The sequence below is a fragment of the Streptomyces shaanxiensis genome (assembly GCF_039537145.1).
In the GTDB taxonomy this organism is placed as follows: Bacteria; Actinomycetota; Actinomycetes; order Streptomycetales; family Streptomycetaceae; genus Streptomyces; species Streptomyces shaanxiensis.
Genome location: NZ_BAAAZY010000019.1, coordinates 336,993 through 356,957, shown reverse-complemented (window position 1 = coordinate 356,957; position 19,965 = coordinate 336,993). Strand labels below are relative to the sequence as shown.

Here is a 19,965-nt window from a genome sequence, read left to right as displayed (position 1 = left end):
CCATGTCGACCAGACCGGTGGCGGTGTCCACGTGGTAGGCGACCACGTTGAACTGCTTGCCGGAGAAGTTCAGCCGCATGCCGTGGGTGAGGTGGCCACCGTGGGCGAGGTCCAGGCCGAGGATGGTGTCGCCGGGCTGGGCCAGGGCGAACAGGGCGGCCTGGTTGGCGGAGGCGCCGGAGTGGGGCTGGACGTTGGCGTACTCGGCGCCGAACAGCTCCTTGACCCGGTCGATGGCGATCTGCTCGGCGACGTCGACGTGCTCGCAACCGCCGTAGTAGCGCCGGCCGGGGTAGCCCTCGGCGTACTTGTTCGTGGCGACCGAGCCCTGCGCCTCCATGACCGCGACCGGCGCGAAGTTCTCGGAGGCGATCATCTCCAGGGTGGACTGCTGGCGCTCCAGCTCGGCGTCGAGCGCGGCGGCGATCGCCGGGTCCAGCTCGTGCAGGGGTGTGTTCAGAAGCGACTTGTCAGACATAGGGGGATGTGACTCCTCAGCCGGCGGTGTGGGCGACGTACTCGTCGGCGGAGAGCAGGTCGGCCGGCTCCTCCGTGACGCGTACCTTGAACAGCCAGCCGCCCTCGAAGGGGGCGGAGTTCACCAGCGCCGGGTCGTTCACCACGTCCTCGTTGATCTCGGTGACCTCACCCGTGACCGGGGAGTACAGGTCGGACACCGACTTGGTCGACTCCAGCTCGCCGCAGGTGTCACCCGCGGTCACGGTCGAGCCGACCTCGGGGAGCTGGGCGTAGACGACATCGCCGAGCGCGTTGGCCGCGAACTCGGTGATGCCGACCGTCGAGACGCCGTCCTCGGCGGTCGACAGCCACTCGTGCTCCTTGCTGTAGCGCAGCTGCTGGGGGTTGCTCATGGCCTGAATTCTCCTGTACGCGCGGGAGTGGTGATGAATGGGGGACTGCTGGAAGCGTGCGTGAGCAGCGCAAATGTGCGCAGGGTCACGGGGTCGCCGCTGTCAGTGTGTACTTTTCGGCGCTGGATCCGCCGCTTCCACTGTTACTTCTGGCGCTTGTAGAACGGCAGCGCCACGACCTCGTACGGCTCATGGCTGCCGCGGATGTCCACACCGACCCCGGCCGTGCCGGGCGCCGAGTGCGCCGCGTCGACGTAGGCCATGGCGATGGGCTTGCCCAGCGTGGGGGAGGGCGCACCGGAGGTGACCTCGCCGATCACCTCGCCGCCGGCGACGACCGGGTACCCGGCGCGCGGGACGCGACGCCCCTCGGCGACCAGGCCGACGAGGACGCGGGGCGGGTTCTCCGCGGCGCGGGAGGCGGCCTCCTGCAGCGCCTCGCGCCCGACGAAGTCGCCCTCCTTCTCGAACTTCACCACCCGGCCGAGCCCGGCGTCGAAGGGGGTGAGGGAGGTCGACAGCTCATGGCCGTACAGCGGCATGCCCGCCTCGAGGCGCAGGGTGTCCCGGCAGGAGAGACCGCAGGGGACCAGGCCGACGCCCTCGCCCGCCTTGGTCAGCGCCTGCCACAGCTCGACGGCGTGCTCCGGCTTCACGAACAGCTCGAAACCGTCCTCGCCGGTGTAGCCGGTGCGCGCGATGAGCGCGGGGACGCCGGCGACGGTGCCGGGCAGGCCGGCGTAGTACTTCAGGCCGTCCAGGTCGGCGTCGGTGAGGGACTTCAGGATGCCGGGGGACTCGGGGCCCTGGACGGCGAGCAGTGCGTAGGCGTCCCGGTCGTCACGGACCTCGGCGTCGAAGCCGGCGGCGCGCTCGGTCAGCGCGTCCAGGACGACCTGGGCGTTGGAGGCGTTGGCGACGACCAGGTATTCGGAAGAAGCGGCGTCGGTCCCGGCGAGCCGGTAGACGATCAGGTCGTCGAGGATGCCGCCGTCGGCCTGGCAGATCATGGTGTAGCGGGCGCGGCCGACACCGACGGAGGCGATGTTGCCGACGAGGGCGTGGTTCAGCAGCTGGGCCGCCTCCGGCCCCGTCACCGTGATCTCGCCCATGTGCGAGAGGTCGAACAGGCCGGCCTTGGTGCGTACGGCGTTGTGCTCGTCGCGCTCGGAGCCGTAGCGCAGCGGCATGTCCCAGCCGGCGAAGTCGGTCATCGTCGCGCCGAGCGAACGATGCAGGGCATCGAGCGCGGTGTGACGGAGTTCTCCTGTACTGCTCATCGGTCGGTCGTCTCCCAGGGCATGACATCACGGGCGAGGTCGTTCCTCCCCATCTGTCATCGGAACCTGAGAGGTTCGCCATGACCCGCGTATGACGAGGTCACGGCTTGCACCTTGGGTGGAGCCGCTGAAGACGCAGCGGCCCGCTTTTCAGATGTGCCTCGCCCGCGCGGTAACGGGGCCTGAGAGATTCAAGGGAGGGACTTGCTCCTTCGGCGCCCCAGCGACGCACTGCTGCTGGGGACTCTCCCGCGCGGATTCAAACGGCCGGTATGCAGTTGGCGCGCACATCATTGCACGCATCCGGGCGTCGCGGCAGGGGGGTCGGGTACAGGTGTCACACAGGGTCCACAGGGAAATACAGCACCCTGTAGCAGGCTTGTTGCGGTAAGAGAACGGAAACGAGAGACGCCGGGTATTACCTTCTCTTTACACTCGACGGGGATGGGACTCGTGACCCGCTCCAGGGGAGGACGATCAAGGTGAAGAGGACCACGGCGTACGCCACGACCTCGGGCCTCGCGCTGCCGAAGCAGCCCACGACTCCCGTCCGGGCGGCGCGCGACGCGCGCCCGGTCCCCGTGGTCCGCGACCTGCGCGAGCGCTCCGGACACAGCCCGCACGCCCTGCTCTTCGGCCCCAAGGACCTCGTCGTGGTCACCGGTCTGCCCGGCAGCGGCAAGTCCACGCTGATGAAGCGGACCGTGAAGGGCGTCCGCATCGACTCCCAGGACACCCGGGACCGCTGGGAAGCCCGCATGCCCGGCTTCCTCCCCTACCCCCTCTACCGCCCCCTGGTCCGCCTCGCGCACTACGCCGGACTGCGCCGCGCCCTGCGCTCCGGCGCGGGCGTCGTCGTGCACGACTGCGGTACGCAGGCCTGGGTGCGCGGCTGGCTGGCCCGCGAGGCCCGCCGCCGCGGCGGCACCCTGCACCTGCTGCTGCTCGACGTCACCCCGCACACGGCCCTGGAGGGCCAGCGCGAGCGCGGCCGAGGCGTCTCGCGCTACGCCTTCCTGCGCCACCGCAGAGCGGCCTCCGGCCTGCTGCGCTCGGTGGAGAAGGGCGACCTGCCCCAGCGGTGCGGCTCGGCGGTGCTGATCGACAGGTCGGCGGCGGACGTACTGCGCCGGATCGGGTTCGTGGGCTGAGCGGCCGCGGACCTGGCGGACCTCGCGGCCGCGGACCTGGCGGACCTCGCGGCCGCGAACCTGGCGGACCTCGCGGTCGCGGACCTGCGCGGGCCGGACACCCGATAGCCTTTCGAGCCACAGACGTGGTTCACAGCAGGCGGTCATTCAGATGGACTTCGCAGCGGATCTCCCCGCGGACTTCCCGGCACACGCACACCTCCACCCGCACGGCGGATGGCCCGGCAACGAGCTGGAGGAGGTGCTCTCGGCCTCCCTCGGCATGCCCTCGGCGGGCGGCCGGATCATCGAGGTGCTGGGCCGCAGCTTCGTCTGGGTGCCCCTGCCCAACGGCGGCGGCCCGCACAGCGGCCCGCTGGACCTGCCCACGGTGCAGATCGAGGGCCAGGTGTACGTCCCGGTCTTCAGCTCCGAGGAACAGTTCCGCCAGGTCGTCGGCTCCCACATGTCGTACACCATCGCCCCCGCGGTCGAGTTCGCCCGTGGCCTGCCCCCGCAGGTGGGCATCGCCGTGAACCCCGACGGCGTGGTCGGCGTCCCGCTGCCCCCGACGGCGGTGGCCGAGCTGTGCCGCGTGGGCCGCACCCCGCTGGACGGCCTCACCACCGGCGGCCGCGTCAGGCTCTACGAGCCCGACTGGCAGGAAGACCCGATCGACTTCCTCGCGACCGCCTCGGCCGAGTTCGCGGCGACCGGAGTGGTCGCCACGGCCCGCCGCTGCCTCGCGGCGATCGAAACGGCCGCGCCGGTGATGTTCATAGGCGTCGAACTCTCCCAATGGGAGGGCGACTTGCGCGCCGCTCCCATGGACGCCCTCGCCCGCACCCTGGGCCGAACCCCGGTCCAGTGGCCGGTCAACCTGGTCCTCCTCGACGTCGCCCAGGACCCGGTGATCGACTGGATGCGCGCAAAGGTGCGCCCCTTCTATCAACGGGACTCGTAACGTCCCTCAGGGGGCAGCGCCCTGACGGGGCGCGGGGCTGTATACATGTGCGGCTCCGCCGCGTGGGCGCGACAAGCCACACACGACCAGCAGCCCGCGGACCACAATAGGTCCCGAGCTCTCCACGGCTCTCCCGGCGGAGCGCCTAAGCTGGGCTCATAGCTCGGTCGGTTCAAATCGACGGAGTCACGACGCTCGGTCGGCCAAGCCGACGGAGTCACGACGTTTCCCGAAGGGGCGGTAAAGGTGAGCGCGAGCGGCACGACCTCGACCGGACAGGTCGAGCACATGCTGCGCCAGGTGACGCCCGGGCGCTACGACGCCTACGAGGCCCTCCTGCGCGCGCTCGCGACCCCGTCCACCGGCCAGATCTGGATGCTGCTGTGGCACGGCCAGGCCGGCTCCCCGGACGCCCAGTACGGAAACATGGAGGTCGAGGGCTACGGCTACGCCCCGTGCGTCACCTCCGCCCAGGAGCTGTCGGCCAGCGGCTGGAACCGCTCGTACGAGGTCGTCGACGGAGTCGACGTGGCCCGCACCCTCTACCCGGACCACTACGGCCTGTGGCTGAACCCGCACGCCCAGGGCGGTGGCGTCGGCATCCCCTGGCTCGACCTGCGCCGCATCGCCACCGGCCTGGACCGCCAGCCCGCCGGTCCCCTCCGGCTGTCGGAACCCGGGATCGAGATCCCGCAGTTCTACGCCCTGCTCGCGCAGAACGCCCACCGCACCCCGGCCGTTCGCGCCCTGCGCCGTGCCTGGGTGCAGCCGGCGCTCGGTGCGCCGTATCTCGCCATCGGGCTCGACGTGTACGACACCAGCCCGCCCGCCGTGGACTCGGTGCGCTCGATGATGTCGCAGTCGATCGGCGCGGTCCCGGACGGGCTGCCCGTCTCGACCGTGGCGATGTCCGACGAGTGCGACCCGGTCGCCATGTGGATGCGCGCGAACGGCCGCCCCTTCTACGACCGCGAGGCACACGCGGCGCCCGCCCAGGCTCCCGCCGCCGGATACGGCTATCCGCCGGTCCGCGGGGGCTACTGAGCGGAAGCGGATCTTCACGGCCGTTCCCACGCCGTACCGCAGCCTTTACGTTACGGCCATATTTCTTCGCGCGTAGATGGCGGCGAATCGTCGCGAAGGTCAATGATTTTGCCGCTGTGTCTCAACTGTCCGGCGTCCGGGGGTCGCTACCCACTGTTCGGATAACGGAATCCCCAGGTCTGCATCACGGTTGCGCATACTTTCTTCGCCAGATCTGGCGGGTGATCGCGACGACGCTGAAGACTCCCCATCCAGACACGGGATCGGTCGATCCTGTGATCGACCGCAAGTCGACAAAGCCGTAATCCACGGCGGGTGTAGGCCGGTTACCGCCGGCGAGAGGGGTCAGGTCACTGTGACCGCACCGATCGAGACCACTGGGGCGCAGGCAGAGGCACAGCCGGAGGCTGTACTCGTCGGCGTCGACAAGGGGCAGATCGAGGGTCGTTCCCTGGGGCAGATCGCCTGGTCCCGTTTCAAGAAGGACAAGGTTGCCGTGGCCGGCGGGGTCATCGTGATCCTGCTGATCCTGCTCGCGATCCTCTCCCGTCCCATCCAGGCGATGTTCGGCCTGGACCCCAACGCCCTCAACCAGGATCTGATCGACCCCAACACCTCGCTGCCCAAGGGTGACTTCGGCGGCATGAGCTGGGAGCACCCGCTCGGTGTGGAGCCGAAGTTCGGCCGGGACATCGCCACCCGGATCCTGGAGGGCTCCTGGGTCTCGCTGGTCGTCGCCTTCGGGGCCACGATCCTGTCCAACACGATCGGCGCCGTCCTGGGTGTCGTGGCCGGCTACTACGGCGGACGTGTCGACACGATCATCAGCCGGCTGATGGACACCTTCCTGGCGTTCCCTCTCCTGCTGTTCGCGATCGCCATCTCCGCCACCCTGCAGGGCGGTGCCTTCGGGCTGGAAGGCCTGCCGCTGCACATCAGCGTGCTGATCTTCGTCATCGGCTTCTTCAACTGGCCTTATCTGGGCCGTATCGTCCGGGGCCAGACGCTGGCCCTGCGCGAGCGGGAGTTCGTCGACGCCTCCCGGGGGATGGGGGCCAAGGGGCCGTACATCCTCTTCCGGGAGCTGCTGCCGAACCTCGTGGGCCCGATCATCGTCTATTCGACGCTGCTCATCCCGACCAACATCCTCTTCGAGGCGTCCCTGAGCTTCCTCGGCGTCGGCATCCAGCCCCCGCAGGCGTCCTGGGGCGGCATGATCAACCAGGCGGTCGACTACTACCAGGTCGACCCCCAGTTCATGATCGTGCCTGGTCTGGCCATCTTCGTGACCGTGCTGGCGTTCAATCTGCTCGGCGACGGTCTCCGTGACGCTCTCGACCCGCGCAGCCGCTGAACCGCGGTCGCGCAGAGAGTCCAACAGGTTTTCCAACAATGGAGGGGAAGCAGACCATCATGCGAAGGTCAGCGCTGGCCGCGATCGCGGCCATCGGCAGTGCGAGCTTGCTGCTTTCGGCTTGCAGCAAGGCCGATGACAACTCGGACAACAACGGAAACAAGTCGGCTGGGGCCAACGCAGCGACCAAGGGTGTCGTCAACGCCTCCACCCAGAAGGGTGGGACGGTCACGTACGAGTACTCGGACGTCCCGGACTCCTTCGACCCCGGCAACACGTACTACGCGTACATGTACAACCTCAGCCGGCTGTACGCCCGCCCGCTGATGACCTTCAAGCCCGCCGCCGGTGAGGCCGGCAACGAGCTGGTCCCGGACCTCGCGGCGAGCCCCGGTGAGCCCAGCGACGGCGGCAAGACCTGGACGTACAAGCTGCGTTCGGGCCTGAAGTACCAGGACGGCACGCCGATCACCTCGAAGGACGTCAAGTACGCCGTCGAGCGCTCCAACTTCGCGCGTGACGTGCTCTCCCTCGGCCCGAACTACTTCCAGCAGTTCCTCGAGGGCGGCGACAAGTACAAGGGCCCCTACAAGGACAAGAGCGCCGAGGGCCTGAAGTCCATCGAGACGCCGGACGACACCACGATCGTCTTCAAGCTCAACCGTGCCTTCCAGGAGTTCGACTACCTGGTCGCGACGCCGCAGACCGCGCCGGTGCCCCAGGCCAAGGACAAGGGCATCGACTACGTCAAGAGCATCGTTTCCTCGGGCTCGTACCAGTTCGAGAGCTACGAGGAGGGCAAGCAGGCCGTCCTCGTCCGCAACAAGAACTGGGACGCGAAGACGGACCCGCTGCGCAAGCAGTACCCGGACAAGATCGTCGTCAAGCTCAAGGTCAACGCCGAGACGATCGACCAGGACGTCCAGGCCGGTACGGCGATCGACCTGGGTGGTACCGGTGTCCAGGCCGCGACCCAGGCGAAGGTCGTCAACGACGCCTCGCTGAAGGCCAACACGGACAACACCTACGGTGGCCGCCTGGTCTACATGGCGATCAACACCCAGGTCGCGCCGTTCGACAAGGTCGAGTGCCGCAAGGCCGTCCAGTACGCCATCGACAAGGTCTCCGTGCAGACCGCCGAGGGCGGCCCGATCCGCGGTGACATCGCCACCACCGTCCTTCCGCCGGACATCCCGGGCTACGAGAAGGCGGACGTCTACGCCACCGACGGCAACAAGGGCGACGCGGCGAAGGCCAAGGAGCAGCTGAAGGCCTGCGGCAAGTCGACCATCAGCACCAACATCTCGGCGCGCAGCGACCGCCCGCAGGAGATCGACGCGGCCACCGCGATCATCGCCTCGCTGAAGAAGGTCGGCATCAACGCCAGCCTGAAGCAGTACCCGTCGGGCAAGTACTTCACCGACTACGCGGGTGTGCCGGAGTTCGACAAGAAGCAGAACATCGGTCTGCACATGATGCAGTGGGGTGCCGACTGGCCGTCCGGCTACGGCTTCCTCCAGCAGATCCTGCACGGTGACGCGATCGGCGCCTCGGGCAACACCAACCTCTCGTACATCGACGACAAGGAGATCAACGAGACGCTGGAGAAGGCCATCGCCACCGAGGACGAGGCCGAGCGCAACAGCCTGTACGCCCAGATCGACAAGCGCGCGATGGACCAGGCGGCGATCGTCCCGCTGACCTACTTCAAGGTCCTGCTGTACCGCCCCGCCAACTTCACCAACCTGGTGTCCACGGCGGCCTTCAGCGGTCAGTACGACTACCTCAACATCGGCACGACCAAGAAGTAGCCCCGGAAGGCAGGTGAAGGCATTGGTGCCCGCGGGCTCAGCGGCCCGCGGGCACCAGCGCCGGTCCCCGTGATCTCGTACATCCTCCGTCGGACGTTCGCGGCAGTGATCCTGCTGTTGGTCGTCACCGCGGTCACCTTCGCGATCTTCTTCCTGCTGCCACGGATGGCCGGCCAGACCGCCGACCAACTCGCGCAGCAGTACATCGGAAAGAGCCCGACGAAGGCCGACATCGCCGCGGTCAAGCAGAACCTCGGTCTGGACCAGCCCCTGTACGTCCAGTACTGGCACTTCATCAAGGGGATCGTGGCCGGCGCCACCTATGACCTGGGCCCCACCACGACGCACTGCAACGCGCCGTGCTTCGGCTACTCCTTCAAGAACCACGTCGAGGTCTGGCCGCAGCTCACCTCCCGCCTTCCGGTGACCCTCTCGCTGGCCGGCGGCGCCGCCGTGCTGTGGCTGGTGTCCGGTGTGCTGATCGGCGTGATCTCCGCGCTCAAGCCGCGCAGCTTCTTCGACCGCGCGTTCATGGGCGTCGCGCTCGCCGGTGTCTCGCTGCCCATGTTCTTCACGGGCAACCTGGCGCTGCTGCTCTTCACCTTCCAGTGGCCGATCTTCGGCCGCACCTATGTACCGTTCACCGAGAATCCGGCCCAGTGGGCCAACACGCTCTTCCCGGCCTGGTGTTCGCTCGCCCTGCTGTACTCCGCCATCTACGCGCGGCTCACCCGCTCGGGCATGCTGGAGACGATGAACGAGGACTTCATCCGCACGGCCCGCGCCAAGGGCCTGCGCGAGCGCAAGGTGGTGGCCCGGCACGGGCTGCGGGCCGCGCTGACCCCGATCATCACCGTCTTCGGCATGGACCTGGGCCTGCTGCTCGGCGGCGCCGTGATCACCGAGACCGTGTTCTCGCTGCCCGGCATCGGCCAGTACGCGGTGCAGGGCATCACCGACAACGACCTGCCCCCGATCCTCGGCGTCACCCTGCTCGCCGCCTTCTTCGTCGTGATCGCAAATCTCCTGGTGGACCTGCTGTACGCCGCCGCCGACCCGCGCGTGAGGCTCTCGTGACCGAACTCTCCAAGACCGGCGCCGCAGTGGGCGAGCCCACGAGCTCACCCGCGAACGCGCCCGACGCCTTCCTCGCGGTCCGAGACCTCAAGGTGCACTTCCCCACCGACGACGGCCTGGTCAAGTCGGTCGACGGGCTCACCTTCCAGGTGGAGAAGGGCAAGACCCTCTGCATCGTGGGCGAGTCGGGCTCCGGCAAGTCCGTCACCTCGCTGGCGATCATGGGCCTGCACCGGCTCGGCTCGCGCGGCAAGAACGTGCGGATGTCCGGCGAGATCTGGCTGGACGGCAAGGAACTGGTCGGCGCCGACCCGGACGAGGTGCGCCGGCTGCGCGGCCGCGAGATGGCGATGATCTTCCAGGATCCGCTGTCCGCGATGCACCCGTACTACACGATCGGCAACCAGATCGTGGAGGCGTACCGGGTCCACCACGACGTCAACAAGAAGACCGCGCGCAAGCGGGCGATCGAGATGCTCGACCGGGTCGGCATCCCCGAGCCCGGCAAGCGGGTCGACAACTACCCGCACGAGTTCTCCGGCGGTATGCGCCAGCGCGCGATGATCGCCATGGCGCTGGTCAACAACCCCGAACTGCTCATCGCGGACGAGCCGACGACCGCCCTCGACGTCACCGTCCAGGCGCAGATCCTCGACCTCATCCGGGACCTGCAGAAGGAGTTCGGCTCCGCGGTCGTCCTCATCACCCACGACCTCGGTGTGGTCGCCGAGATCGCCGACGACGTCCTGGTGATGTACGGCGGCCGGTGCGTGGAGCGCGGCAGCGTCGACGACGTCTTCGAGCGGCCGCAGCACCCGTACACCTGGGGTCTGCTCGGCTCGATGCCGCGCATCGACCGGGAGACCTCCGACCGGCTCATCCCGGTCAAGGGTCAGCCGCCGAGCCTCATCAACGTCCCCTCGGGCTGCGCCTTCCACCCCCGCTGCCCGTACGCGGACATCCCCAAGGGCGATGTCACCCGTACCGTGCGCCCGGAGCTCCAGCAGGTCGGCGGCGGGCACTTCTCCGCGTGCCACCTCTCGCCGGAGGACCGCACGCGGATCTGGACCGAAGAGATTGCGCCGAAGCTGTGAGTGAGACGAAGAAATCGGACGCGGCCGTCCCGGCGCAGGCGTCGGCTCCCGTCGCGGAGCGCGAGGTGCTGCTCAAGGTCGAGGGCCTGCAGAAGCACTTCCCGATCCGCAAGGGCGTCCTGCAGCGCCAGGTCGGCGCGGTCAAGGCGGTCGACGGCATCGACTTCGAGGTGCGCAAGGGCGAGACCCTCGGCGTGGTCGGCGAGTCGGGCTGCGGCAAGTCGACCATGGGCCGGGTCATCACGCGGCTCCAGGACCCGACGGGCGGCTCGATCCACTTCGAGGGCCAGGACATCACGCGGCTGAGCACGGCCGGGATGCGTCCGCTGCGGCGGGACATCCAGATGATCTTCCAGGACCCGTACGGCTCCCTGAACCCGCGGCACACCATCGGCGGCATCGTCTCGGCGCCGTTCCGGCTCCAGGGCGTCGAGCCCGAGGGCGGGGTGAAGAAGGAGGTCCAGCGGCTCCTGGAGCTGGTGGGTCTGAGCCCCGAGCACTACAACCGCTACCCGCACGAGTTCTCCGGCGGTCAGCGCCAGCGCATCGGCATCGCCCGGGCGCTCGCCCTGAAGCCGAAGCTGGTGGTGGCGGACGAGCCGGTGTCCGCGCTGGACGTGTCGATCCAGGCCCAGGTCGTGAACCTGATGGACGACCTCCAGGAGGAACTCGGCCTGACGTACGTGATCATCGCGCACGACCTCTCGGTCGTCCGGCACGTCTCGGACCGTATCGCGGTGATGTACCTCGGCAAGATCGTCGAACTCGCCGACCGCACCTCGCTGTACGAGGCGCCGATGCACCCGTACACCAAGGCCCTGATGTCGGCCGTGCCGGTGCCGGACCCCAAGCGCCGGGGCGCCAAGAGCGAGCGCATCCTGCTCCGCGGGGACGTGCCCTCGCCGATCTCGCCGCCGAGCGGCTGCCGCTTCCACACGCGGTGCTGGAAGGCGACGGAGGTCTGCAAGTCGACGGAGCCGCCGCTGCTCGAACTGAGGCCCGGCCAGCGGGTGGCCTGCCACCACCCGGAGAACTTCGAGGACCAGCAGCCGCAGGACACGGTGCTGCTGTCCGCGGCCAAGGCGGCGGCGGAGCTGGTGCCGACGGAGGAGGCGCCTGAGGCGCCGGCTGCCGAGGAAGCTCCTGAGGCGCCGGTCTCCGAGGACGCTCCCGAGGCCGCGGCTGCCGAGGACGCCCCAGAGGCTGCGGATTCCGAAGTGTCTGCTGCGGAACCCGCAGCAGACACGGACGACAAGAAGTAACCCAGCCCGGGCCCCCGCCTTCCTTTGCAAGGCGGGGGCCTTGTGCTGCGCAAGAATGTACGGGTGCTCCAGCAACTGTTCAGCCCGTCCGTCCAGCACACGCTCGACCTGATCGGCATCTTCGTCTTCGCGATCTCCGGCGCCCTGCTGGCCGTCCGCAAGAACTTCGACGTCTTCGGCATCGCCGTCCTCGCCGAGGTCACCGCCCTGGGCGGCGGGCTGTTCCGGGACGTGGTCATCGGTGCCGTGCCCCCGGCCGCCTTCACGGATCTGGGGTACTTCCTCACCCCGCTGCTCGCCGCGCTCCTCGTCTTCTTCCTCCACCCGCACGTGGAGCGGATCCAGACCGGCGTGAACGTCTTCGACGCGGCGGGCCTCGGCCTGTTCTGCGTCGCCGGGACGACGAAGGCGTATGAGTACGGCCTCGGCCTCACCGCGTCCGCCTGCCTCGGCCTCGCGACCGCCGTGGGCGGCGGTGTGCTGCGCGACGTCCTGGCCAACGAGGTGCCGTCACTGCTGCGCTGGGACCGCGATCTGTACGCGGTCCCGGCGATGGTCGGCGCCACGATGGTCGTCCTGTGTATCCGCTACGACGCCCTGACCCCGCTCACCAGCGCTTTCGCGGCCGTCACGGCCTTCGTGCTGCGTCTGCTGGCGATGCGGTACCACTGGCGAGCTCCGCGTGCCTGGAACCGGCGCTCGACGGTGCGAGAGGAGTAGTCCCCGGCGCCGAACCGGCCTGCTGCGGGGTCCCCATCACCTGGGTCAGCCAGCGGAACGCGGGCACGACCTGCGGCTTCCACAGCGCCATGGTGTGACCGCCCGCACTCTTCGGGATGAACACCACGTCCACGGTCGTCGGCGCCTTCGCGACCCGCTTGAGGGCCATGGCCGCCTCGTACCCGTCCTTGGGCTGGCCGGACATGTAGAGCGCGACGCGCGGCGGGACACGGGAGTCCTTGAGGATCACATACGGGTTGTTCGCCGCCCGCAGGGCCGGGGACCGGCCGGCGAGCGACTGGGGTACGGCGGCGGGGTCGTTGTAGCCGGACATGCTGACCGCGGCCCGGTAGCGGTCGGGGTGGGCGACGGCCAGCTTCGTCGCGCAGTGCGCACCCGCCGAGTACCCGGCGACCGCCCAGCCGTTCGGCGCGGCCTGGGCCCGGAAGTTGTCCATGACCATCTTCGGCACGTCGATGCTGAGCCAGCTGTCGGCGTTCACCTGGCCGGCGATGTTGGCGCAGCCGGTGTCCTTGCCGGGCAGCAGCGTGGTGCGCGGCGAGACGATGATGAACGGCGTGATCTGCCCGCCGCGCATCAGCGGCGCCAGTTGCTCGGGCGCGTCCATCGTCCCGTACCAGGCCTTCGACGAGCCCGGATAGCCCGGCAGCACCTCGACGACCGGGAACCGGCGATTGCGGTAGGCGGGGTCGTCGTACTGCGGCGGCAGCCAGACGTGGACCTCGGCGTGCACACCGGAGACCCTGCCCTTGAGCTGCGTGACCAATACCCCGCCGTCCGCGCGCATGCCCGGTCCCTTGGCCTGCTTGAAGGCCTGCCGGACCTTGGGCAGCTTCTCCAGCGCGATCCCGCCGGTGCCGCTCGCCCCGAGGTCGGCCGCCTCCTGCACATGGTTGCTGGTGCCGAGCAGGTCGCCCCAGTTGTCGTACAGCTGGTTGGAGTTGTTGACCATCGTGAAGACCAGGGCGACCGCCGTGCCCTGGGCGAACAGCACCATCAGCAGCCTGGCGGCGGCCCGCACGACCCTCGGTCCGCGCACCCGCGACCAGAGGACCAGCGGCAGCGCGACGGCGGCGACGCACAGCGCGATCAGCGTGTAGAGGAACGGGGTCCCGGTGAGACTCATGTCCTCATAGAGGGGGAGAACGGGCTCCGGGTTTCGGGCGAGCAGGGACACTTACCGAAAAGTTGCCCGTGTCTCCATGCCAGGCCGGGCGCCTGAAGGATGGAAAAGCTACCGCTTAGTAGTTAGCTGTTGTACCGTTCATCCATGCCAGAAGCAGCCTCCGCACCGACGGCCCCGCGGGCCACGATCGGCGACAGCGAGTTCGACCGCGACACCGCGCTGACCCTGCGCGAACCCGGCGTCTACGACATCGACCTCTCCGCCGGCTGGACCATCATCAGCGCCGTCAACGGCGGCTATCTGCTCGCCGTCCTCGGCCGCGCCCTCGCGGACGCCCTCCCGCACAGCGACCCGTTCACCATCTCCGCGCACTATCTGACGGCGTCCCAGCCGGGTCCGGCGGTCGTCCGCACGGACGTGGTGCGCACGGGCCGCACGCTGTCGACCGGCCAGGCCTCGCTCTTCCAGTACGACGAGCAGGGCCGCGAGGTGGAGCGCATCCGCGTCCTCGCCTCGTACGGCGACCTCGACACCCTCCCCGACGACGTCCGTACGACGGCCCGGCCGCCGGCGATCCCGCCCATGGAGCACTGCTTCGGCCCCGAGGACGGTCCCGCCCCGGTCTCCGGCAGCTCGGCCATCGCCGACCGCCTGATGCTCAAGCTCGACCCGTCCACCCTGGGCTGGGCCCTCGGCCGGCCCTCGGGCAAGGGCGAGATGCGCGCCTGGTTCGGCCTGGCCGACGGCCGCGACGCCGACCCGCTCTCCCTGCTGCTGGCGGTCGACGCCCTGCCGCCCACCGCCTTCGAGATCGGCATCTCGGGCTGGGTCCCGACGGTGGAACTGACGGTCCACGTACGCTGCCGCCCGGCTCCGGGCCCCCTGCGGGTGTCGATCACGACGCGCAACCTCGCGGGCGGGTTCCTGGAGGAGGACGCGGAGGTCTGGGACAGCGCGGACCGACTGGTGGCGCAGTCACGGCAGTTGGCACGGGCACGGCTGAGCTGACGCCGACACGGACGGCCGCTTCTGTCACGGCCTTGTACCAGCGAGTAGCGTGAGGTTCCGAGGAAACGCGCAGGTCAGCGAGGTTCCTTGAGGTGCACTTTGCCCGGCGCACAGGCCGTCGACAGCAGGCCCTCAAGGAAGGCCTAAGCGCCGTTGGTTGAGTTCCGGCTCCAGGACTTTCCTCATCATCCATGGAGCTGTTTCTCATGAAGCGTGCGCGTCTCCTCCCCGCCGTGGCCCTGCTGGCGCTCTCGCCCCTGGCCCTGGTGGCCTGCGGCTCCGGCGACTCGTCGTCGAACTCGAACAGTGGCAACTCCGGCCAGCAGTCGTCGTCGTGCCAGGCGCCGAGCGGTGCTCCGTCGGGTGCGCCTACCGCGCAGGCGTCCGGTGCGCCCTCCGGTGCGCCGTCAGGTGCGCCCAGTGGCGCGCCCAGCGGTGGACCCGGCGGCGGTCAGGGTGGGGCTCAGGGTGGCGGCCAGGGTGGCCCCGGCGGTGGGCAGGGCGGCGGCTGTGGCGGTCCGGGCGGTGGCCAGGGCGGCGGGGCGGCTCCCAGTGGGGCGCCGAGCGGGGCGCCGAGCGCGGCGGCGACGGAGACCAAGAACTGACGCAGGGTGCCTATCGGTAGTCGTCAGGCAGTCGTACGGCAGTCGTGCGGCAGTCGTGCGCCATCCGTGCGACAGGGGCGGCACTCCCGGTGAACGGGGGTGCCGCCCCTTGGCGTTGCCGGTGGTCGTCGCCGGTACTGACTCCAGCGAGTGCTCGGCGCCGGTACTCACTCCAGCCAGTGGTCGCGGCCGATGCTGATCAGCCGCATCCGGCTGGTCGCGACCTGGGCGACGCGCTGCCGTTCCTCCGGGGCTGCCTCCAGGGCGTCCAGGAACAGGGAGGCCGTCATCAGCATCTGGTCGACGTAGAGGTTGGCGAGCATGAGGAGGTCGTCGTCGGTCCAGCCTTCGGAGACGGGGTCCTTGGTGAGCGCGACCTTCACCTCCTCGGCGAACTGGGCCAGTTGGCCCTGGATCGCCTCCCGTACCGACTGCACCCCGCCATGCCGTTCGCGGGCGATGAAGCGCACGTGGGCCGGGTGCGTCTCGACGTGCCGGGCGATCAACTCGACGGCGCGCTCTATGCGCTGGTCGCTGTCGCCGGCGGAGGCGACGATCGTGCGGATCATGGGGTGCAGGCTGCCGAGCGCCTCCTCGACGAGGGCGACGCCGAGGTCGGCGGTGGAGCGGAAGTGCCGGTAGAAGGCCGTGGGGGCGACGCCGACCTCGCGGGTGACCTCGCGCAGACCCAGACTGCTCAGGCTCTGCTCCTCCAGCAGCCCCAACGCAGCGTCCAGGAGCGCCTGCCGGGTCTTCTGTTTCTGGGCCTGCCGGATGCCGAGGGTGTGACTCATACCATGCAGTTAACAACTGTTCTCTGGAATTGAAAAGCCGTGGGGCGCGCTAGACTTGGAGTCAGTGAACAACTGTTACTACAACTGTTCACCGAAACGTAACGCGAGAGATCACGTGAGAGATCTCGAAGGGGGATCCGACCCATGCTGTTCCTCGTTGCCGCACTCCTGCTGCTGGGCGTGCTGCTGGGCGCCGTGGCCCACGCACCGCTCGCCTTCACCGCCGTCGCCGCCACCGTGATCGCCGCCTGGCTGGCCATCTTCGCCGCCCGCGAGCGTCACGCCCGCCGCAACTGACTCCGCCCACCCGACCGACTCCTCGGGAGCTGACACTCATGCACCTCACCGCACCGGCCACCGCCCGCCCCGGCACGCGCACCCGCGACGCCGACGGCATGGCCGTGGCGTCCTTCGTCCTCGGCCTCCTCGGCCTTCTGGTCTTCAACATCTTCCTCGGCCCGACCGCCATCGTCCTGGCGGCGGTGTCCCTGTGGCGCGGTACGAAGCGCCGGGGCCGGGCGTTCCTGGGCATGGGCCTGGGCGTCGCCGACCTGCTGGTCCTGCTGACGTTCATGCAGGTGGACAACACGCTGTCGTGGAGCTTCTAGGTACCGCGAGCGGGAGCGTGCAGAGCGTCCCGAGCTGACGGCAGGCGGCCGGGGACGAGCCGCAGCCGCAGCCGCAGCCGCAGGCGGGGCGGCGCAGGGGTGCGCCGCAGCTGGGACGCAGGGGGCGCCGCAGACTGTGTGCGGTCGTTGGTGCCGCCGCGCGCCGCGCGCCGCGCGCCGCGCGCCGCGCGCCGCGCGCCGCGCGCCGGGGGTGGCGTGCGCTGAGTGGCGAGCGCTGAGCGCCGGCTGTGGACTGTCGACGCCGACCGGCACCGTGGACCACAGAGCCGTGTGCCGACCGTCGATCAGTGACCGCCGAGCCCCTGCCGCCGCGCGTCGAGCCCCATCCCCTGCTGCCGGGCACCGACCACTGAGCGCCGTGCGCCAACCGCCGTGCGCCAACCGCCGTGGGCCAACCGCCGTGGGCCAAGCCCCCGCCGCGCGTCGAGCCCCGACCATCGGCTCCCGGTCGCTGCCACTGACCGCCGTGAGCCAACCGCCGCGCGCAAAGCCCCGCCGCCGCGCGCTGAGCCTCGACCCTCGGCTGCCGGCGTCAACCGCCGTGGGCAGTCGTTCCGCAGGGCGGAACGGGTGGGCACGGCCGGCAGCGCCGAGCGCTTCGCAACCCACCTCGAGGGTGGCGCAGGCAAGGCGCCACGGCCTGCCGAAACCTGGCGCACCGGCCCGTGGGCGCGGCCTGCGGCACCGGGTGGGCCGGGTGTAACGCCACCCCCCCAACCGCAGCGCGGGCAAGTCGCGCGACCTGGCCGCAGCCCAGGCCAACCTTGGCACGAGGTCGGCCGACAGGGGCCCGTAGAATCGGCGTCACCATGGCTTACCTCGACCACGCCGCGACGACCCCCATGCTCCCGGAGGCGGCAGAGGCACTGACCGCCCAGCTGAGCGTCACCGGCAACGCCTCCTCCCTCCACGCATCCGGCCGCCGCGCGAGGCGCACCGTCGAGGAGGCCCGCGAAACCCTCGCGGAAGCGCTCGGCGCCCGCCCCAGTGAAGTCGTCTTCACCTCCGGCGGCACCGAGGCCGACAACCTCGCGGTCAAGGGCCTTTACTGGTCCCGTCGCGACGCCGACCCGGCAGGCACCCGCACCCGCGTCCTGGCCAGCCCCGTCGAACACCACGCCGTCCTCGACGCCGTCCACTGGCTCGCCGAGCACGAGGGCGCCGACGTCGAGTACCTCCCGGTCGACTCCCACGGACGGGTCCACCCGGACGCCCTGCGCGAAGCCATCGCCCGCAACCCCGACGACGTCGCCCTGGCCACCGTGATGTGGGCCAACAACGAGATCGGCACGGTCATGCCGGTCCGTGAACTGGCCGAGGTGGCAAGGGAGTTCGACGTCCCCCTGCACGCCGACGCCGTCCAGGCCTTCGGTCAGGTCCCTGTCGACTTCGCCACTTCCGGCCTCGCCGCGATGACGGTGTCGGGCCACAAGATCGGCGGCCCGTACGGCATCGGCGCGCTGATCCTCGCCCGCGAGTACACCCCCGTACCCGTCCTGCACGGCGGTGGCCAGGAGCGCCACGTCCGCTCCGGCACCCTCGACGTCCCGGCGATCGCCTCCTTCGCGGTGGCCGGCCGCCTCGCCGCCGAGCAGCGCGCATGGTTCACCACCGAGATCGGCGCCCTGCGCGACGCCCTGGTCGAGTCGGTCCGTACGGCCGTCCCGGACGCCATCCTCGGCGGCGACCCGGCACCCGGCGGCCGCCTCCCGGCCAACGCGCACTTCACCTTCCCCGGCTGCGAGGGCGACTCCCTGCTGCTGCTCCTGGACGCCCAGGGCATCGAGTGCTCCACCGGCTCCGCCTGCACCGCGGGCGTCGCCCAGCCCAGCCATGTCCTCCTGGCCACCGGCACCGACCCCGACCTGGCCCGCGGCACCCTCCGCTTCTCCCTCGGCCACACCTCAACGGAGGCCGACGTCGAGGCGGTCGCCAAGGCGATCGGCCCGGCGGTGGAACGGGCGCGTGCGGCAGGCCTCACCTAGGCCCTGTCCGGGAGCGTGCAGCACCCTGCGTGCGCTCTTGCCGAGGTCAGGACCGAGGTGGACACTCCCGACCGTGAACCTCGTCACGCAGGTCTTCGCCCTGATCGCCGCGCTGATCCACATCGTCGTCGGCGTCCTGGAACGCTTCTACTACGACCGCCCGGCCGTCCGCGTCTTCCTCACGACGTCCCCGGCCGACGCTCCCGAAGTAACCCTGTGGCGCTCGGGCGTTGCGGTCTACAACCTGCTCCTCGGCCTGGGCCTGATCGCCGGAGTGATCGCCCTGCAGACGGACGACACCACCGTCGGCCGCGCGCTGATCGTCTACCTCTGTGCCTTCCTGATCGCCTCCGCCGTCGTCTTCGTCGCCTCTTTCCCGAAGCTGTGGCGAGGCGCGCTCGGGCAGGGACTGGCACCCGCCGTGGCCCTGATCGCGGCCCTCTTCTGACCGCGCCGTAGGGCGTACGCCCTACCGCCGCGCACGCTGCCCACGACGGCTCACGCCTTGGCCGTACTGGCCTCCCGCACCAGCTTCATGTACCGGTCCCAGTCCCAGTGCTCCCCGGGATCCGTGTGGTCGGTCCCCGGCACCTCCACATGCCCGATGATGTGCTCGCGGTCGACGGGGATGTCGTACCGCGCGCATATCCGGGCCGTCAGCCGCGCCGAGGCCTCGTACATCTCGTCGGTCAGGTCCTGCGGCCGGTCCACGAAGCCCTCGTGCTCGATGCCGATGCTGCGCTCGTTGTAGTCGCGGTTGCCCGCGTGGTACGCGACGTCCAGCTCGCGGATCATCTGCGTGATGTGGCCGTCCTTGCGGACGATGTAGTGCGCGGCGGCACCATGCTCCGGGTCCTGGAACACCTTCACCGCGCTGGCGAAGCTGCCCTGGGTGACATGGATGATCACCATGTCTATGCCGTAGTCGTCGGGCCGGTCCGCCCGCCGCCAGTTCGCGTCCGACGCCGCCACCCACCGCGCCCCGGCGAAGTCGACCTCGCCCTCCTTGCGCGGCTTCTCCACGCCCGGCACCCGCCACCACAGGCGCGCCAGCTCGTCGCGGGCCAGCACGGCCGTGCCCACGGCGGCCGCCGTCCCGCCGATGAGCAATGCGCGACGCCCGACCTTCCGGTCGCCGTCCTTCGGAGCCTTCCGCTGTCCCATGTGATCGTCAACGGATACTCGCGGG

The 19,965-nt window shown here is 69.9% G+C and carries 21 protein-coding genes and 2 riboswitches; of the genes, 15 read left to right on the top strand and 6 right to left on the bottom strand.

Features of this window, described 5'->3' with window-relative positions:
• The 3 genes from ABD932_RS32140 to gcvT form a co-directional block, all read right to left on the bottom strand.
• On the bottom strand, nt 1-478 hold a 478-nt coding region (locus tag ABD932_RS32140), incomplete at its 3' end, for a PLP-dependent aminotransferase family protein (RefSeq protein ID WP_486389373.1).
• A gap of 16 nt (nt 479-494) precedes the next feature.
• Nucleotides 495-872: a glycine cleavage system protein GcvH gene (gene gcvH / locus ABD932_RS32135; RefSeq protein WP_062717581.1), complete on the bottom strand. Its 378-nt coding sequence runs from the start codon at nt 870-872 to the stop codon at nt 495-497.
• A gap of 143 nt (nt 873-1,015) precedes the next feature.
• Complete coding sequence (gene gcvT, locus ABD932_RS32130) at nt 1,016-2,152, bottom strand: glycine cleavage system aminomethyltransferase GcvT (protein WP_345018075.1); 1,137 nt, start codon at nt 2,150-2,152, stop codon at nt 1,016-1,018.
• Between the two features lie 43 nt (nt 2,153-2,195).
• A riboswitch (glycine riboswitch) is annotated at nt 2,196-2,312 on the bottom strand.
• A riboswitch (glycine riboswitch) is annotated at nt 2,313-2,414 on the bottom strand.
• 214 nt (nt 2,415-2,628) lie between these two features.
• Here gcvT and ABD932_RS32125 point away from each other — a divergent pair.
• The 9 genes from ABD932_RS32125 to ABD932_RS32085 all read left to right on the top strand — a co-directional run bounded on the left by ABD932_RS32125 (nt 2,629) and on the right by ABD932_RS32085 (nt 12,608).
• Entirely contained in the window at nt 2,629-3,303 is a 675-nt protein-coding gene (locus ABD932_RS32125) for an AAA family ATPase (RefSeq protein WP_345018103.1), read from the top strand.
• Nucleotides 3,304-3,454: 151 nt separating this feature from the next.
• Nucleotides 3,455-4,246, top strand: a complete 792-nt coding sequence (locus tag ABD932_RS32120) for an enhanced serine sensitivity protein SseB (RefSeq protein ID WP_345018073.1) — start codon at nt 3,455-3,457, stop codon at nt 4,244-4,246.
• Nucleotides 4,247-4,492: 246 nt separating this feature from the next.
• Nucleotides 4,493-5,290 carry an enhanced serine sensitivity protein SseB C-terminal domain-containing protein gene (locus tag ABD932_RS32115; RefSeq protein WP_345018071.1) on the top strand — a complete coding sequence of 266 codons (798 nt, stop codon included), beginning with the start codon at nt 4,493-4,495 and terminating at the stop codon, nt 5,288-5,290.
• Nucleotides 5,291-5,645: 355 nt separating this feature from the next.
• Nucleotides 5,646-6,644, top strand: a complete 999-nt coding sequence (locus ABD932_RS32110) for an ABC transporter permease (RefSeq protein ID WP_345018069.1) — start codon at nt 5,646-5,648, stop codon at nt 6,642-6,644.
• A 59-nt stretch (nt 6,645-6,703) separates the two neighbouring features.
• Nucleotides 6,704-8,455, top strand: a complete 1,752-nt coding sequence (locus tag ABD932_RS32105; protein ID WP_486389372.1) for an ABC transporter substrate-binding protein — start codon at nt 6,704-6,706, stop codon at nt 8,453-8,455.
• 69 nt (nt 8,456-8,524) lie between these two features.
• Nucleotides 8,525-9,532: an ABC transporter permease gene (locus tag ABD932_RS32100; RefSeq protein ID WP_345018065.1), complete on the top strand. Its 1,008-nt coding sequence runs from the start codon at nt 8,525-8,527 to the stop codon at nt 9,530-9,532.
• A complete protein-coding gene (locus ABD932_RS32095) occupies nt 9,529-10,626 on the top strand; it encodes an ABC transporter ATP-binding protein (RefSeq protein ID WP_345018063.1) in 1,098 nt (365 codons plus the stop codon). Before ABD932_RS32100 ends, ABD932_RS32095 begins: the two co-directional genes overlap by 4 nt.
• Nucleotides 10,623-11,888, top strand: a complete 1,266-nt coding sequence (locus tag ABD932_RS32090) for an ABC transporter ATP-binding protein (RefSeq protein ID WP_345018061.1) — start codon at nt 10,623-10,625, stop codon at nt 11,886-11,888. The genes ABD932_RS32095 and ABD932_RS32090 overlap by 4 nt, the downstream gene beginning before the upstream one ends.
• Nucleotides 11,889-11,951: 63 nt before the next feature.
• On the top strand, nt 11,952-12,608 hold the full coding sequence (locus ABD932_RS32085; RefSeq protein ID WP_126400341.1) for a trimeric intracellular cation channel family protein: 657 nt from the start codon (nt 11,952-11,954) through the stop codon (nt 12,606-12,608).
• On the opposite strand, the gene ABD932_RS32080 is transcribed toward ABD932_RS32085, so the two are convergent.
• On the bottom strand, nt 12,517-13,755 hold the full coding sequence (locus tag ABD932_RS32080) for an alpha/beta hydrolase (protein WP_345018059.1): 1,239 nt from the start codon (nt 13,753-13,755) through the stop codon (nt 12,517-12,519). The genes ABD932_RS32085 and ABD932_RS32080 overlap by 92 nt on opposite strands.
• Before the next feature lie 144 nt (nt 13,756-13,899).
• Between ABD932_RS32080 and ABD932_RS32075 the strand changes: the two genes are divergently transcribed.
• Nucleotides 13,900-14,763 carry a thioesterase family protein gene (locus ABD932_RS32075; RefSeq protein ID WP_345018057.1) on the top strand — a complete coding sequence of 288 codons (864 nt, stop codon included), beginning with the start codon at nt 13,900-13,902 and terminating at the stop codon, nt 14,761-14,763.
• Nucleotides 14,764-14,969: 206 nt separating this feature from the next.
• Entirely contained in the window at nt 14,970-15,368 is a 399-nt protein-coding gene (locus ABD932_RS32070; RefSeq protein WP_345018055.1) for a hypothetical protein, read from the top strand.
• Between the two features lie 167 nt (nt 15,369-15,535).
• Here the strand turns inward: ABD932_RS32070 and ABD932_RS32065 are convergent, their stop codons facing one another.
• Nucleotides 15,536-16,162, bottom strand: coding sequence for a TetR family transcriptional regulator (locus ABD932_RS32065; RefSeq protein WP_345018053.1), 627 nt, complete (start codon nt 16,160-16,162; stop codon nt 15,536-15,538).
• A gap of 144 nt (nt 16,163-16,306) precedes the next feature.
• Here ABD932_RS32065 and ABD932_RS32060 point away from each other — a divergent pair, with 144 nt between their 5' ends.
• The 4 genes from ABD932_RS32060 to ABD932_RS32045 all read left to right on the top strand — a co-directional run bounded on the left by ABD932_RS32060 (nt 16,307) and on the right by ABD932_RS32045 (nt 19,224).
• A complete protein-coding gene (locus ABD932_RS32060) occupies nt 16,307-16,459 on the top strand; it encodes a hypothetical protein (protein WP_345018051.1) in 153 nt (50 codons plus the stop codon).
• Nucleotides 16,460-16,497: 38 nt separating this feature from the next.
• Nucleotides 16,498-16,770 carry a DUF4190 domain-containing protein gene (locus ABD932_RS32055; RefSeq protein WP_345018049.1) on the top strand — a complete coding sequence of 91 codons (273 nt, stop codon included), beginning with the start codon at nt 16,498-16,500 and terminating at the stop codon, nt 16,768-16,770.
• An 830-nt stretch (nt 16,771-17,600) separates the two neighbouring features.
• Nucleotides 17,601-18,776 (top strand): cysteine desulfurase family protein, encoded by a 1,176-nt coding sequence (locus ABD932_RS32050; RefSeq protein ID WP_345018047.1) that lies wholly within the window; start codon nt 17,601-17,603, stop codon nt 18,774-18,776.
• Between the two features lie 73 nt (nt 18,777-18,849).
• Nucleotides 18,850-19,224, top strand: coding sequence for a DUF1304 domain-containing protein (locus ABD932_RS32045; protein ID WP_345018045.1), 375 nt, complete (start codon nt 18,850-18,852; stop codon nt 19,222-19,224).
• Nucleotides 19,225-19,274: 50 nt separating this feature from the next.
• On the opposite strand, the gene ABD932_RS32040 is transcribed toward ABD932_RS32045, so the two are convergent.
• Entirely contained in the window at nt 19,275-19,940 is a 666-nt protein-coding gene (locus ABD932_RS32040) for an N-acetylmuramoyl-L-alanine amidase (protein ID WP_345018043.1), read from the bottom strand.
• Nucleotides 19,941-19,965: the final 25 nt, after the last annotated feature.